Source organism: Pseudomonas cremoris, from assembly GCF_014230465.1.
This window is the reverse complement of the sequence record NZ_JAAXCY010000014.1, coordinates 49,468-62,687: the sequence shown is the minus strand read 5'-3', so window position 1 is coordinate 62,687 and position 13,220 is coordinate 49,468. Positions and strand designations below refer to the sequence as shown.

Here is a 13,220-nt window from a genome sequence, read left to right as displayed (position 1 = left end):
ACTTGCTCGCGAAAGCGTCGGCACAGACAGCCTAGGTCGCCGGCCGAATCGCCTTGATCAACGACTGCAACGAATACCCCAACCGCGGCGCCAAGGCCTCGGCACGCTCCGAAAGCCCCTTCAAGTCCAGTCCCTGATCCAGCTCCGAAGGCACCAACAAAATCACATTGCCCTCCTTCACCGGCAACTCCCAGTAATGCCGGTGGTACAAACCGCGCAACAGTGCTGCCCCCAGCGGCTTGCCGTCATCCGTAGCCCACTGGTTGATCACCAGCCAGCCACCGGGGTTGAGTTTCTTCTGGCAGTTTTCCAGGAAGGTCCAGGCCAAGTGCCCGACGCCCGGGCCGACGTCCGTATACAGGTCGACGAAAATCAGGTCGGCCGACTCAGCGGTGTCCAGCAACTGGAGGGCGTCGCCAATGCGGATGTACAGCCGAGGATCGTCATCCAACCCCAGGTATTCGATGGCCAGGCGCGGCACATCCGGGCGCAGCTCAATGGCTTCCACATCGTCCAGCGGCAGAAACTTGAGGCACGCCTGGGTCAACGTACCCGCACCCAGGCCGAGAAACAGCGCACTTTCCGGCTGATCGTGGCACAGCGCACCAATCAACATGGCGCGGGTGTAGTCGTATTCCAACCAGCTCGGGTCCGCGGTAAACACACAGCTTTGCTCAATGGCGTCGCCGAATTCGAGAAACCGGTAATCGGCCACTTCGAGCACACGGATCATGCCGAAGTCGTCATGGACCTCGGCCAGCAGGCGCTCGACACGCTCCTCTGTCATCACTGCTCCTAACGGGGTTGCTGTATGGCAAAGCCGCGATTGTCGGCCAACCGGCAGCAACAGGTCACGCACTAATTGCTGATAACATTGGCCTCCTACCGTCCATTACCCTATCGAGTTCATGATGAGCCAACCCTGGAGCCCCGACAGCTGGCGCGCCCTGCCGATCCAGCAACAACCCCAGTACCCGGACGCTGCGCATTTGCTGCACGTGGAGCAAAGCCTCGCCAGCTACCCGCCGCTGGTGTTTGCCGGGGAAGCGCGTGAGTTGCGCCGTCAGTTCGCTGAAGTGACCCAGGGTCGCGCCTTCCTGTTGCAGGGCGGTGACTGCGCCGAGAGTTTTGCCGAGTTCTCCGCCGCCAAAATCCGCGACACCTTCAAGGTGCTGCTGCAGATGGCCATCGTGATGACGTTTGCCGCCGGCTGTCCGGTGGTGAAAGTCGGGCGCATGGCCGGTCAGTTCGCCAAGCCGCGCTCGGCCAACGACGAAACCATCGACGGCATCACCCTGCCCGCCTACCGTGGCGATATCGTCAATGGCATTGGCTTCGATGAAAAAAGCCGTGTGCCGGACCCGGACCGCCTGCTGCAGTCCTACCACCAGTCCACCGCTACCCTGAACCTGTTGCGCGCCTTTGCCCAAGGCGGTTTCGCCGACCTGCACCAGGTGCACAAATGGAACCTGGACTTCATCGCCAACTCCGCCCTGGCCGAGAAATACGCCCAACTGGCCGACCGTATCGACGAAACCCTGGCGTTCATGCGCGCCTGTGGCATGGACAGCTCGCCGCAATTGCGCGAAACCAGTTTCTTCACGGCCCACGAAGCGCTGCTGCTCAACTATGAGCAAGCGTTTGTACGCCGTGACAGCCTGACCAACGACTACTACGACTGCTCCGCCCACATGCTGTGGATAGGCGACCGTACCCGCCAGTTGGACGGTGCTCACGTCGAGTTCCTGCGCGGGGTGAACAACCCGATCGGCGTCAAGGTTGGCCCAAGCATGAACCCCGAGGACCTGATCCGCCTGATCGACATCCTCAACCCGGACAACGATCCCGGCCGCCTCAACCTGATCGCGCGCATGGGCGCAGGCAAGGTTGGCGACCACCTGCCGGGCCTGATTCGTGCTGTTCAGCGCGAGGGCAAGCAGGTGCTATGGAGCTCCGACCCGATGCACGGCAACACCATCAAGGCCAGCAGCGGCTACAAGACCCGCGACTTTGCGCAGATTCTTGGCGAAGTGAAGGAGTTCTTCCAGGTGCACCACGCCGAGGGCAGCTATGCCGGCGGGATTCATATCGAGATGACCGGGCAGAATGTCACCGAATGCATCGGTGGCGCGCGACCGATCACTGAAGATGGCTTGTCGGACCGGTATCACACGCACTGTGACCCGCGGATGAATGCTGACCAGTCGCTGGAGTTGGCGTTTTTGATTGCCGAGACGTTGAAGCAGGTTAAACGCTGACATTTGAGTCGCCTGTACTGACGCCTTCGCGAGCAAGTCGAATCGTCGCACCGCCGCTCCCACATTTTGATTTGTGAATACGTTCAAAGGTGGGAGCGGCGGTGCGACGATTCGACTTGCTCGCGAAGAGGCCCTAGAGATCAACATCCAAATTAAGCATTGCCCCTCTCAACCGATCTGCACTCACCCTCTGGCAATTAAGCTGCACCCGCTCCAACCCCAGCCAAGCCGCCATCTGCCGCAAATTCAACGCCAACGCCACCATCCCCTCCTCATCCAGTCCCGGCTCTTCTTCATGCACCGCATGCACCGCCAAACACCCATTGGCACGTTCGGCGCGCAAGTCGACGCGGGCGGCGATTCGTTCGTTGTGCAAAAACGGCAGCACGTAGTAGCCATAGACCCGCTTGTCTTGCGGGGTGTAGATCTCCAACCGGTACCGAAAATCGAACAGACGCTCGGTGCGGCTGCGCTCCCAGACCAGCGAATCGAACGGCGACAGCAACGCGCTGGCCGGCACCTTGCGTGGCACTTTCGGCTCAGGCAGGCAATACGCCAGTTGCTTCCAGCCCTGGACCTGACAGGTCAGCAGCTCACCGTCTTCCACCAGCTCAGCCAAGCGATTGCGGCTGTCCGCGGGGTCCAGGCGGAAGTAATCACGCAAGTCTTTTTCAACGGCCACACCCAATGCAGTGGCACTGTGCAGCAATAAACCGCGCTGTGCCTGCGCCTCACCTAGAGAGGCCTGCAGGAACTCGCCGGGGATTACTCGCTCCGGCAAATCATATAGGCGCTCAAACCCACGCCGACCGGCCACGGTCACCAGGCCTGCGGCAAACAACCATTCCAACGCGTGCTTTTCATCGCTCCAGTCCCACCACGGACCGGCGCGTTCTTCGCGGGTAGACAAGCTTCCCGCCCCCAAAGCGCCTTGCTGCTCGACCGTCTTCAATACGCGCCCGATCACGGCCTGCTGCTCACGCCCAAAGCGCGCCATCTGCGAATAAATCCCCTGCCCTTGCTTGGCTCGCTCCATGCGCCAGCGCATCAGCGGGTACAGCGCCATCGGCAACAGCGAGGCCTCATGCCCCCAGTATTCGAACAACGAGCGCCGTCGGCCCTGGCTCCAGGCGGCCTGTTCAAGCATCAAGGGAGAGTAATTGCCCAAGCGGGAAAACAGTGGCAAATAGTGGGAGCGCACCACCGCATTGACTGAGTCGATCTGCAACACACCGAGGCGTTCGATCAAGCGGTTAAGGTGCGCGGCTTTTATCTGTGCCGGCGCCTGGCGCCCGGAAAATCCCTGGGCCGCCAGCGCCATGCGTCGAGCTTGTTTGAGTGAGAAAGACAGATCGGCGGGCATGGAATTCTCCGGGTGGGCTCGCCGTCTACCCTACTGCATCCGAGTCACTTTCGCAGGGGGTCTTGCCACACAGGCAGGCGACGCTCGTGCTCCACATCGACTCGATTGAGCCCAATATCCTTGAGCGCGTCGTCGCTCAAATTCGCCAGCAATTGGCGCTCATGCCAGCGGCACAGTGCATTGAGCACCCTGGAAAACGGCCGCTTGGCCACTAATACAAAACCGCGTTGACCTTTCATCTTCTCGCCCTCCCGTGGGGATGGCGCAAGTGTGTGCCGGCGCTTAAGATCAATCCAACGAATGTTTCTTATGCAATACATCTCAGAGATTGATCAATTGACCAGCTTCCCGAGCATCGACACTGAAGTGCTGCGTACCTTCGTCGCCATCGCCGATCAGGGCGGTTTCACCCGCGCTGGCGAACTGGTGAACCGCACCCAATCGGCGGTGAGCATGCAGATGAAACGCCTGGAGGAAGACGTACTGCAGCGCAAACTGTTCGAACGTGATGGCCGCCAGGTGCGACTGACACCCGAAGGCCAAGTGTTGTTGGGCTATGCGCGACGCATCCTGAAATTGCACAGCGAAGTGTTTAACACCCTGCGCGAGCCGCATATGGTGGGCCTGGTGCGCATCGGCACGCCGGACGACTACGTGATGCGTTTCCTGCCGGGGATTCTCAAGCAGTTTTCCAAGGCGTATCCGCTGATCCAGATCGAAATGCACTGCGAGGCCTCCACCGTGTTGATGCAGCGACGCGACCTGGCGTTGACGGTAATCAGCCGCGAGCCCGGCAATGATATCGGCGAACTATTGCGCACCGAGCGCATGGTGTGGGCCGCCGCGCCGAGCTTCTGCGTGGACGAACACGATGCACTGCCCCTGGCGATTTCCGGCGCCGACTGCCTCTACACCCAGTGGGCACGTACCGCACTGGAGATGGCTGGGCGGGATTATCGCCTGGCCTATCACAGCTCCAACGGGGCGGCGATCCAGGCGGTAGTGAGCGCGGGCCTGGCAGTGATGGTCAGCATGGAAAGCCTGGTGACCCCAGACCTGCGGGTACTCGGTCGCGATGAGGGCTTCCCGCCACTGCCGTCGATGAATCTGCGCTTGCTGCGCAACCTTGGGATTGCTTCGCCCATCACCGATTGCCTGGCGGAGTACATCGTCGAAGGCTTCAAACTTTAAACGTCAGCATCACCGCACACACCATCAGGAACCCGCAGAACAGGCCGCGCAAGGTCCGCTCCGGCAAAGCGTGAGCAACCTTCACGCCCCAACTGATACTGAGCAGGCCGCCTACCGCCAGGGGCGCGCCGATCAACCAGTCCACCTCGTGGTGCCAGGCATAGGTCACCAGCGTCACGCCAGTACTTGGCAGCGCCAGCGCCAGGGACAAGCCTTGGGCCACCACCTGGGTGGTTCCGAACAGACTGGTCAGCACTGGCGTGGCGATCACCGCGCCGCCCACGCCAAACAAGCCGCCCATGGACCCGGACGCCGCGCCGAGCACACCGAGCCACGGCCAGGAGTAGCGCATCTCGGCGGTGGGCGGCGCGTTACGCGTGAACATGCGCAACAGGTTGTAGGCCGACAGCGCCATCAAGAAGGCGATAAAACCGATGCGCATCAAGCCCGCATCCAGGCCTACCGCCCAGATCGAGCCCAACCACGCGAAGCTGAAACCCATGACGCCCAACGGCAGCGCGTGACGCAGGTAAATGTGATTACGCTGATGATAACGCCACAGCGCCAGCATCACGTTGGGCACCACCATCACCAACGCGGTGCCCTGGGCGATCTGCTGGTCCAGGCCGAAAAATACCCCCAGCACCGGGATCGCTATCAGCCCGCCGCCAATCCCGAATAGGCCACCCACGGTGCCCAAGGCCACACCCAATACCAGGTACAACGCTAAATCCAACACTTTTCACTGCTCCACTCACCCAAGACCTGCATGCTACGCAGTCGGCTATAGCGTGGAAACGCACAGCAACGCACAATGGCTGTGCCAACCTCGCATAAGCGTGCGCCATGAACCCCAATACCCTGACCGATCAACTGAGCCTGTTTCTTGATGTACTCGAAACGGGCAGCTTTTCCGCCGCCGCGCGCCGCCATCCGTTGACCCCTTCGGCGGTAGCACGGCGGATCGACAGCCTGGAAAGTTCGGTGGGCAGCCGGCTGTTCCAACGCAGTACCCACGCAGTGGTACCAACCCCGGCCGGCCTAGCGTTTGCCGAGCGCGCACGACGGATTGTCAGCGAGCTGCAACTGGCACGTGCAGAAGCCGTGTCCTTGAGCCATGCGCCGGAAGGCTTGATTCGGGTGGACGCGCCGGCAGCATTTGGTCGGCGCCACTTGGCGCCGGTGATTGCGGATTTCCTCAACGTGTATCCGGGCCTGGATGTGCACCTGCACTTGATCGACAGCTTTGTGGACATGCAGGGCGCGCATCTGGGCAAAGTCGACTTGGTACTGCGCGCCGGGCATATCGTCGACACTCGGCTGATCGCCACCCCTCTGGCCAGCATCGTACGCATCGCGTGTGCCAGCCCGGCCTACCTGAAAAGCCGGGGTACTCCGACTCACCCGCGCGAACTCAGTGAGCATGACGGCCTCGACTGGGACGGCCTGGCCCCGATGTTCGCCTGGCGCTTCGAGTTGGACGGGCGCCGCGCCACCTACCGTCCGCAACGCATCCGCATGAGCGCCAACAATGCCGAAGCCTTGCTGTCTGGAGCCCTCGCCGGGCTGGGCATCGCCCACCTCCCCACTTGGCTGGCCAGTGAATACCTGGTGCGCGGCGAACTGCTGCCACTGTTTTGCGAAGACGGCCTGCCCAGTCCGGAGACCACCGGCATCTATGCGCTGCGCCTGGAGCAACAGCCGAACGCCCGTAGTCGGTTATTACTGGAGTACCTGAAATCCCGTTTCAGCCCGATACCACCCTGGGATCTGGCACTGCAAAGCGGCCTGGCCTGACTGGCCCGGCAGAATTGTCTGGCGCATTAAACATTTGCCCGCTAGATTCCAGCCCAGACATGCTTTCCCGAGGTACCGCCATGAGCAAGAATCCTGCCCCCTGCGAATCCCTGATGCTGGACAACCAGTTGTGTTTCGCCCTGCACTCCACGTCGTTGTTGATGACCAAGGTCTACAAACCGCTGCTGCAAGCCCTCGGCCTGACCTATCCGCAGTACCTGGCCATGATGGTGCTGTGGGAGGAGGACGGGTTGACCGTCGGTGAAATCAGCAGCCGCCTGCTGACGGATCCGGGCTCACTGACCCCGCTGCTCAAGCGCTTGGAAGCTGAAGGGCTATTGAGCCGCACCCGCAGCCGCGAGGATGAGCGGGTGGTAGTGGTGGAATTGACGGGTGCCGGGCGTGCTTTGCAGGATAAGGCCATGGGGATTCCGCAGTGCATTCTGGGGGCCAGCGGTTTGGAGCTGGAGCAACTGCGCAAGCTGCAGGCTGATTTGATTGCGTTGCGGGGCAATCTGCAAGCCAGCGTCTGACACTGAGATCTGCCATCAAATAGCTAAAATGTGGGAGCGGGCTTGCTCGCGAATACGGTGTATCAGTCGCCTAATGAGTTGACTGCTACTCCCCATTCGCGAGCAAGCCCGCTCCCACATTGGTTTGTGGCGATGCACGGAAAATAATTTGTAAATTTATCTTGCGCACTAAACATTAGCGCTATACATTCATCTCACCAACTACTTAGCGCGCAAACATTTAGCACTACACACCCAAGAGGACCACACCATGCAAACTCTCTACACAGCAGTAGCTACCGCAACCGGCGGCCGTGATGGTCGCGCTGTTTCCAGCGACAACATCCTCGACGTCAAACTCTCTACCCCCAAGGAACTGGGTGGCGCTGGTGGCCAAGCCACCAACCCGGAGCAACTGTTCGCCGCCGGCTACTCGGCCTGCTTTATCGGCGCGCTGAAATTCGTGGCAAGCCAGACCAAACGCAAGATCCCGGATGACGCTTCGATCACTGCCCACGTTGGCATCGGTCAAATCCCCGGCGGTTTCGGCCTGGACATCGACCTGCACATCAGCCTGCCGGGCCTCGATCAGGACGACGCACAAAGCCTGGTCGACGCCGCTCACCAGGTGTGCCCGTACTCCAACGCCACCCGTGGCAACGTCGATGTACGCCTGCACGTAACCGTCTGATCAAACAGACGCGCATAAAAAAACCCGACTCAGAGTCGGGTTTTTTTTCGTATCGGCGGGGCCAGAATTACTTCTTGGCGCGGCCTTTGTACGAACCACCTTCACGGGTGTCGATCTCGATCAGGTCGCCGATTTCGATGAAATCTGCAACGGCCAGTTCGGTACCGTTTTTCAGCTTGGCAGGCTTCATCACCTTGCCAGAAGTGTCGCCACGAGCCGAACCTTCGGTGTAGTCAACCTGACGCACGATAGTGGTCGGCAGCTCTACGGAAACCAGGCGATCTTCAAAGAAGATAGCTTCGCAGACGTCTTCCATGCCTTCTTCAACGAACGGCAGAACGGCTTCGATATCTTCAGCGTTCAGCTCGTACATGGTGTAGTCGGTGGTGTCCATGAACGTGTAGGTGTCGCCGCTGATGAAGGACAGGGTCGCTTCTTTGCGGTCGAGGATCACGTCGTCCAGTTTGTCGTCGGCGCTGTAAACGATCTCGGTCTTGTAACCGGTCAGCAGGTTCTTCAGCTTGGTCTTCATGATTGCGCTGTTACGACCAGACTTGGTGAACTCAGCTTTCTGAACCAGCCAAGGGTCGTTTTCGAGACGGATCACTGTACCGGGTTTCAGTTCTTTACCAGTTTTCATTGCATATATCCGAAATTTGGATGGGATTTACAAAATTCAAGGTGGCGTATCATATCCAACTTTCATAAAACTGTACCAGCGCCGTCGCAAGATCGGCCTGCAAGGCCTGTTCCAGACACCAGTTTTCAGCGTGCTGGCTCACCTCTGGCCAGTGTTCCAGGAGCATTTTCCACCCTTGTGCCATATCGCCGTCCGTATTCCAGGCTTGCCAAAGCGCGACCAGCGCTGCTCTGGCGGCTGGCGACAAGGCCGCCGTGTACAACTCAAGGAATGCATCCAGCTTGTCGAGGTGGATATCCTCGTCCTGACGATAGATGTGCCACAACAGCGGCCGCCCGGCCCATTGGGCACGCACGAACGAGTCTTCGCCGCGCACCGCGTTGAAGTCGCAGCACCACAACACGCGGTCGTATTGTTCCTGGCGCACAAATGGCAGCACTTGCACGGTCAGGGCGTCGCGCTGATGGATATCCCCCGCCACCAACCCCTCGAGCCCGAGCCAACGCGCCACATCACCGAGGACGCGCCCCTCCGGCACCAATAGATGAGTGGCACGCCCGTCCGTCGATAACACGTCCAACCAACCGGCGAGCCCGGCATTTTCGTAGGCAAATAGCGAGATCAAGCGCGCGCCGTCGTCAGGAAACACGCCCAGGGTTTGCAGGAACTGTCGCTGCGCAGCCCCATCCTGTTGAAACGCCCTGCGCTGTTCCAACAACCCCGCCTCCCGCAACAGGCCGCCCGTGCCGGGCCGGAAACCGGGAAAGAAGAAGTACTTCTGTACGCCCTTGAACTTAACCGATGGCAGGCGGTGGCAGCCCACCACCCAGTCTTCGGCACTGAGGTAATCCAGGTTCATCCACAGCGGCACGCGTTCGCGCTCGGCCATGGCTTCCATATAATCGGGCGGCAGTTGGCACGCAAAGGCGGCGATCACCACATCCGCCGCCGGCGCGCTCACCCAGTCGGCCGGCCAGTGCCGCACTTCGACACCTTCCTGCCATTGCAGGTGCATCTGCACATCGATGTCGGGACACATACGCTCGAAGGCGCGCAGGTCATCGACCCACAAGCGCACTTCACATCCATGCTCCGCCACCAATTGGCGAGCCAAACGCCAGGTCACGCCGATGTCGCCGTAATTGTCGACGACGCTGCAAAAAATATCCCAGCGGGCTTTCATTCCGGGCTCCATCACTCAAAGGCTCGATTGTCCGCATAAATGCGCCGATGCAGAAGGCTTGATCGCGATTATTCTGCACGGTGGCTGTGCGACAATCGCCGCCACGCCGCAAATGCCTGCCAGGAGGCCGCCATGTCTGATCGTCCGTTGTCGCTGCTCAAGCTCTGTATCGCCATCGCGTTGGGCGTGTGGCTGGGGTTTATCGCCATCGCGCTGACCACTTGGCTGGCGTCGCGCTATCTGTTCCCGCAAAGCCTGGCACCGGTCGCCCAAGCGGTTGAGCAACTGGGCAAGCCTGCGGTGGTTGCGCCTGAACCACCCAACCGCTTGTTCGAGCAATACCAAGAGAACCTGCGTAAACAGGAACAGCAGCAAACCCTGGACCAGGCCCGCAGCAACGCGCGCAACCTGTCCAACCCAAAATGCCAGTTCTGGCTGCAACAGGACCAGAACGCCCCCAACGAAAAGACCCGGGCCAATGTCCTGCAATTCTGCGATTGATGACCATGAATAAACACGCCGTCCACCAGTTGATTCTGGAAAAGCTCACTGTCGACCTCGACATCGCCCAACGCGCTGCGCAGACCGCCTACGAAACCGCGACCCACGAAGAAAACATCGCGGAAAACAAATACGACACGCTGGGGCTGGAGGCTTCGTACCTCGCCGCCGGCCAAGCCAAGCGCGTCGAGGAAATCAAGCAAGCGCTAGCGCTGTGCCAGAACCTGCAACTGCGTGCATACGATGATCAGCGAGGGATAGAGGTCGGCGCGCTACTGGGCCTGGAGGATGAAAACGGTCGCCAGCAGTGGCTGTTCCTGGCACCGGATGCAGCGGGTTTGAAAGTGGATGTGGTCGGGCAGCCAGTGACCGTCATCACCCCGCGCTCACCTTTGGGCAAAGGCTTGCTGGGCAAGTTCGAAGGGGATGAGGTGGAGATTCTGGTGGCAGGCGCTCGGCAACTGTTTACGGTTACCGAGGCCAAGTAAGCCACTGCTGACGCAATTGTAGTGAGCGGGCCTCAGTGGACGGGCAATTCTACGCCGTCGAACAGCTCTTCCAGTTCCTGTTTGTTGTGGCACTGGATCGCCTTGGCCATGACTTCACGGGTCAGGTGCGGCGCGAACTTCTCGATGAAGTCGCACATGAAGCCACGCAGGAACGTGCCGCGACGGAAACCGATCTTGGTCACGCTGGACTCGAACAGCTCGCTGGCGTCGAGCACCACCAGGTCTTTATCAAGGTTGGTGTCCACCGCCATCTTGGCGACGATCCCTACGCCCAGGCCCAGGCGCACGTAAGTCTTGATCACGTCGGCGTCGGCGGCGGTAAACACCACTTTCGGTGTAAGGCCGCGATGGCTGAACGCTTCGTCGAGCTTGGAACGGCCAGTAAAACCAAACACGTAAGTCACGATCGGGTATTCGGCCAGGGCTTCCAGGGTCAGCTTCGGCAGCTTGGCCAATGGGTGACCTTGCGGCACAACCACGCAGCGGTTCCAGCGGTAGCACGGCATCATCACCAGGTCGCCGAACAGCTCCAGGGCCTCAGTGGCAATGGCGAAATCCACGGTGCCGTCTGCGGCCATCTCGGCGATCTGCATCGGCGAACCCTGGTGCATGTGCAGCGCCACGTCCGGGTATTGCTTGATGAAATCGCGAATCACCGGAGGCAATGCATAACGGGCCTGGGTGTGGGTCGTGGCGATCGACAGGGTGCCCTTCTTCTCGTTGGAGAATTCCTGGGCGATCTGCTTGATGCTTTCGACTTTGCGCAGGATTTCGCCAGCGGTGGTAATGATGCGCTCACCGGCCGGGGTCACACGGGTCAGGTGCTTGCCGCTGCGCGCGAACACTTCAACACCCAGCTCGTCTTCGAGCAGGCGGATCTGCTTGCTGATACCGGGTTGCGAGGTGTAAAGGCTTTGAGCGGTAGCGGAAACGTTGAGGTCGTGGTGCGCCACTTCCCAGATGTAGCGCAGTTGTTGAAGCTTCATATGTGTCCCTCAAAGCAGATAGACGCCACGGGTATCAGCGACGGTATATAACTATATTAAAGGTTCGACGGATAAATCTAGAACTTTTTATCGTTTTTTATCCATCACACGTCATCACTGCGTCGGCGCTGTAGCGAGGGCACCAGGTAAACCGGCACCGTAGACAGTTGCAACACCCGCGCAGCGGTGCGACCCAGCGGTGTGGCCGCCGAAGTCGCATGGCTATGACTGCCTACGATCAACAGGTCTACGGAAAGTTTGCGCAATTGGTCGAGTATCACCTCGCACGGGTCCCCCTGGATCACCCGTACCGAGCGAATCAATTTCAGGTCTTGCTCCCCGTCCTCCAATTCCTCGCGAAAGCTGTCCAGCACCCGTTGCTCGATCGTCGCCATGACCGTGGTCAGGCCCTGGGTTTGCCATTCGCTTAACGCCTTCTCATCAAGGTAGCTCTGTAACACCGATTCGGCGAACAGCCCAATGGGCTCGACCACGTGGATCACATACAAGTCTGCCTTGAACGTTCGCGCCAGCGCCAATGCGTGCTGCATCACATAAGGCGCATACAGACCGAGATCCGTGGCGTACAACATCGAACGAATCATAGAACCTCCTGGACTGCCAGGATGGCGGAGATGAAATGAGCTTAGCAGCGACTTAGCTTTCGGACTGAACCCTAACCTCATTACTGATGCCGTGAGGCACATGCCCGGTGGCCACCACCTCCCTGGCTTTCTCACAATGACCGGCCTGGTCATCGAAAAATACATCGGCGGCGAAGGCTTCAAGGAACGCTGACTTCTCCAGACCGCCGAGGAACAACGACTCATCCAGGCGAATGTCCCACTCACGCAAGGTACGAATCACTCGCTCGTGGGACGGCGCCGAACGAGCGGTGACCAGCGCGGTGCGGATCGGGCAGGCCTCGTCCGGAAACTCGCGTTGCAACAAGTTGAGCGCCGCCAGGAACCCTTTGAAAGGACCACCGTGCAAAGGTTGGCGTGCCGACTCGCGCTCGCTGGCCTGGAACGCTTCCAACCCGCCGGCCTGGTACACACGCTCCGATTCATCGGAGAACAACACCGCATCACCATCAAAGGCAATCCGCAGTTCCTCGCTGGATGCCCGCCGTGCGCCGCCCGACAAAATCGTCGCGGCAGCAAAGCCGGCATCGAGGGCACTGCGTACATCCTCGGCATGGGTGGAAAGAAACAGATGACAACCAAAGGCCGCCAAATAAGGATAGGGACTACGCCCTCCTACAAAAGCGGCGCGGGAAATATCCAGGCCGTAATGCTGGATCGAATTGAACACCCGCAGGCCCGTGTCAGCGCTGTTGCGCGACACCAACACCACTTCGACCCGCGCCCGACCCAGGCTGGCGTTGAGGCTCAGCAGCTTCTTGACCAACGGGAAAGCATCGCCGGGCTCAAGGAATTCTTCCTCATGCTCGATCTGATATTTGCGATAGGCCTCGACGCCTTGAGCCAGATAAACCTTGTGGCTGTCGCTCAGGTCGAACAGCGCGCGCGAAGAAATCGCCAGCACCAGCTTGTCGCCCAATCCCTTTGCCATGGTGTACTCCCCCG

General features: G+C 60.0%; 16 protein-coding genes. 7 read left to right on the top strand and 9 right to left on the bottom strand.

Going from position 1 to position 13,220, the window contains the following annotated elements; all coding sequences use genetic code 11:
* Positions 1-31: 31 nt before the first annotated feature.
* Positions 32-787, bottom strand: a complete 756-nt coding sequence (locus tag HF257_RS28715) for a spermidine synthase (RefSeq protein ID WP_185708804.1) — start codon at positions 785-787, stop codon at positions 32-34.
* A 124-nt stretch (positions 788-911) separates the two neighbouring features.
* Between HF257_RS28715 and HF257_RS28710 the strand changes: the two genes are divergently transcribed.
* Entirely contained in the window at positions 912-2,258 is a 1,347-nt protein-coding gene (locus tag HF257_RS28710; protein ID WP_185708803.1) for a class II 3-deoxy-7-phosphoheptulonate synthase, read from the top strand.
* 133 nt (positions 2,259-2,391) lie between these two features.
* Here the strand turns inward: HF257_RS28710 and HF257_RS28705 are convergent, their stop codons facing one another.
* Positions 2,392-3,621 carry a winged helix-turn-helix domain-containing protein gene (locus HF257_RS28705; protein ID WP_185708802.1) on the bottom strand — a complete coding sequence of 410 codons (1,230 nt, stop codon included), beginning with the start codon at positions 3,619-3,621 and terminating at the stop codon, positions 2,392-2,394.
* 44 nt (positions 3,622-3,665) lie between these two features.
* A complete protein-coding gene (locus HF257_RS28700; protein WP_233081480.1) occupies positions 3,666-3,860 on the bottom strand; it encodes a DUF1127 domain-containing protein in 195 nt (64 codons plus the stop codon).
* 70 nt (positions 3,861-3,930) lie between these two features.
* Here HF257_RS28700 and HF257_RS28695 point away from each other — a divergent pair, with 70 nt between their 5' ends.
* Entirely contained in the window at positions 3,931-4,812 is an 882-nt protein-coding gene (locus HF257_RS28695) for a LysR family transcriptional regulator (protein ID WP_185708800.1), read from the top strand.
* Here HF257_RS28695 and HF257_RS28690 read toward each other — a convergent pair.
* A complete protein-coding gene (locus HF257_RS28690) occupies positions 4,802-5,551 on the bottom strand; it encodes a sulfite exporter TauE/SafE family protein (protein ID WP_185708799.1) in 750 nt (249 codons plus the stop codon). The two genes, HF257_RS28695 and HF257_RS28690, sit on opposite strands and share 11 nt — an antisense overlap.
* Before the next feature lie 107 nt (positions 5,552-5,658).
* On the opposite strand from HF257_RS28690, the gene HF257_RS28685 reads away from it, so the two are divergent.
* From HF257_RS28685 to HF257_RS28675, 3 genes are all read left to right on the top strand, one after another.
* The gene (locus HF257_RS28685) at positions 5,659-6,609 is read left to right on the top strand and encodes a LysR family transcriptional regulator (protein ID WP_185708798.1); all 951 of its coding nucleotides are present in this window, start codon (positions 5,659-5,661) and stop codon (positions 6,607-6,609) included.
* An 80-nt stretch (positions 6,610-6,689) separates the two neighbouring features.
* Entirely contained in the window at positions 6,690-7,142 is a 453-nt protein-coding gene (locus HF257_RS28680; protein ID WP_185708797.1) for a MarR family winged helix-turn-helix transcriptional regulator, read from the top strand.
* 250 nt (positions 7,143-7,392) lie between these two features.
* The gene (locus HF257_RS28675; RefSeq protein ID WP_017734413.1) at positions 7,393-7,812 is read left to right on the top strand and encodes an organic hydroperoxide resistance protein; all 420 of its coding nucleotides are present in this window, start codon (positions 7,393-7,395) and stop codon (positions 7,810-7,812) included.
* A 67-nt stretch (positions 7,813-7,879) separates the two neighbouring features.
* Here HF257_RS28675 and HF257_RS28670 read toward each other — a convergent pair whose 3' ends face one another.
* Together HF257_RS28670 and earP are read right to left on the bottom strand one after the other, a co-directional pair.
* Positions 7,880-8,452, bottom strand: a complete 573-nt coding sequence (locus HF257_RS28670; RefSeq protein ID WP_122485907.1) for an elongation factor P — start codon at positions 8,450-8,452, stop codon at positions 7,880-7,882.
* Between the two features lie 49 nt (positions 8,453-8,501).
* Positions 8,502-9,635, bottom strand: coding sequence for an elongation factor P maturation arginine rhamnosyltransferase EarP (gene earP / locus HF257_RS28665; RefSeq protein WP_185708796.1), 1,134 nt, complete (start codon positions 9,633-9,635; stop codon positions 8,502-8,504).
* Positions 9,636-9,767: 132 nt separating this feature from the next.
* Between earP and HF257_RS28660 the strand changes: the two genes are divergently transcribed.
* Positions 9,768-10,136, top strand: a complete 369-nt coding sequence (locus HF257_RS28660; protein WP_185708795.1) for an alpha-amylase family protein — start codon at positions 9,768-9,770, stop codon at positions 10,134-10,136.
* Between the two features lie 5 nt (positions 10,137-10,141).
* Positions 10,142-10,624, top strand: a complete 483-nt coding sequence (locus HF257_RS28655; RefSeq protein ID WP_185708794.1) for a GreA/GreB family elongation factor — start codon at positions 10,142-10,144, stop codon at positions 10,622-10,624.
* A gap of 32 nt (positions 10,625-10,656) precedes the next feature.
* Here the strand turns inward: HF257_RS28655 and cysB are convergent, their stop codons facing one another.
* The 3 genes from cysB to HF257_RS28640 form a co-directional block, all read right to left on the bottom strand.
* Complete coding sequence (gene cysB, locus HF257_RS28650; RefSeq protein WP_003189876.1) at positions 10,657-11,631, bottom strand: HTH-type transcriptional regulator CysB; 975 nt, start codon at positions 11,629-11,631, stop codon at positions 10,657-10,659.
* 104 nt (positions 11,632-11,735) lie between these two features.
* Positions 11,736-12,236 carry a universal stress protein gene (locus HF257_RS28645; RefSeq protein WP_185708793.1) on the bottom strand — a complete coding sequence of 167 codons (501 nt, stop codon included), beginning with the start codon at positions 12,234-12,236 and terminating at the stop codon, positions 11,736-11,738.
* Between the two features lie 52 nt (positions 12,237-12,288).
* Complete coding sequence (locus HF257_RS28640; protein ID WP_185708792.1) at positions 12,289-13,206, bottom strand: 5'-nucleotidase; 918 nt, start codon at positions 13,204-13,206, stop codon at positions 12,289-12,291.
* Positions 13,207-13,220 lie beyond the last annotated feature (14 nt).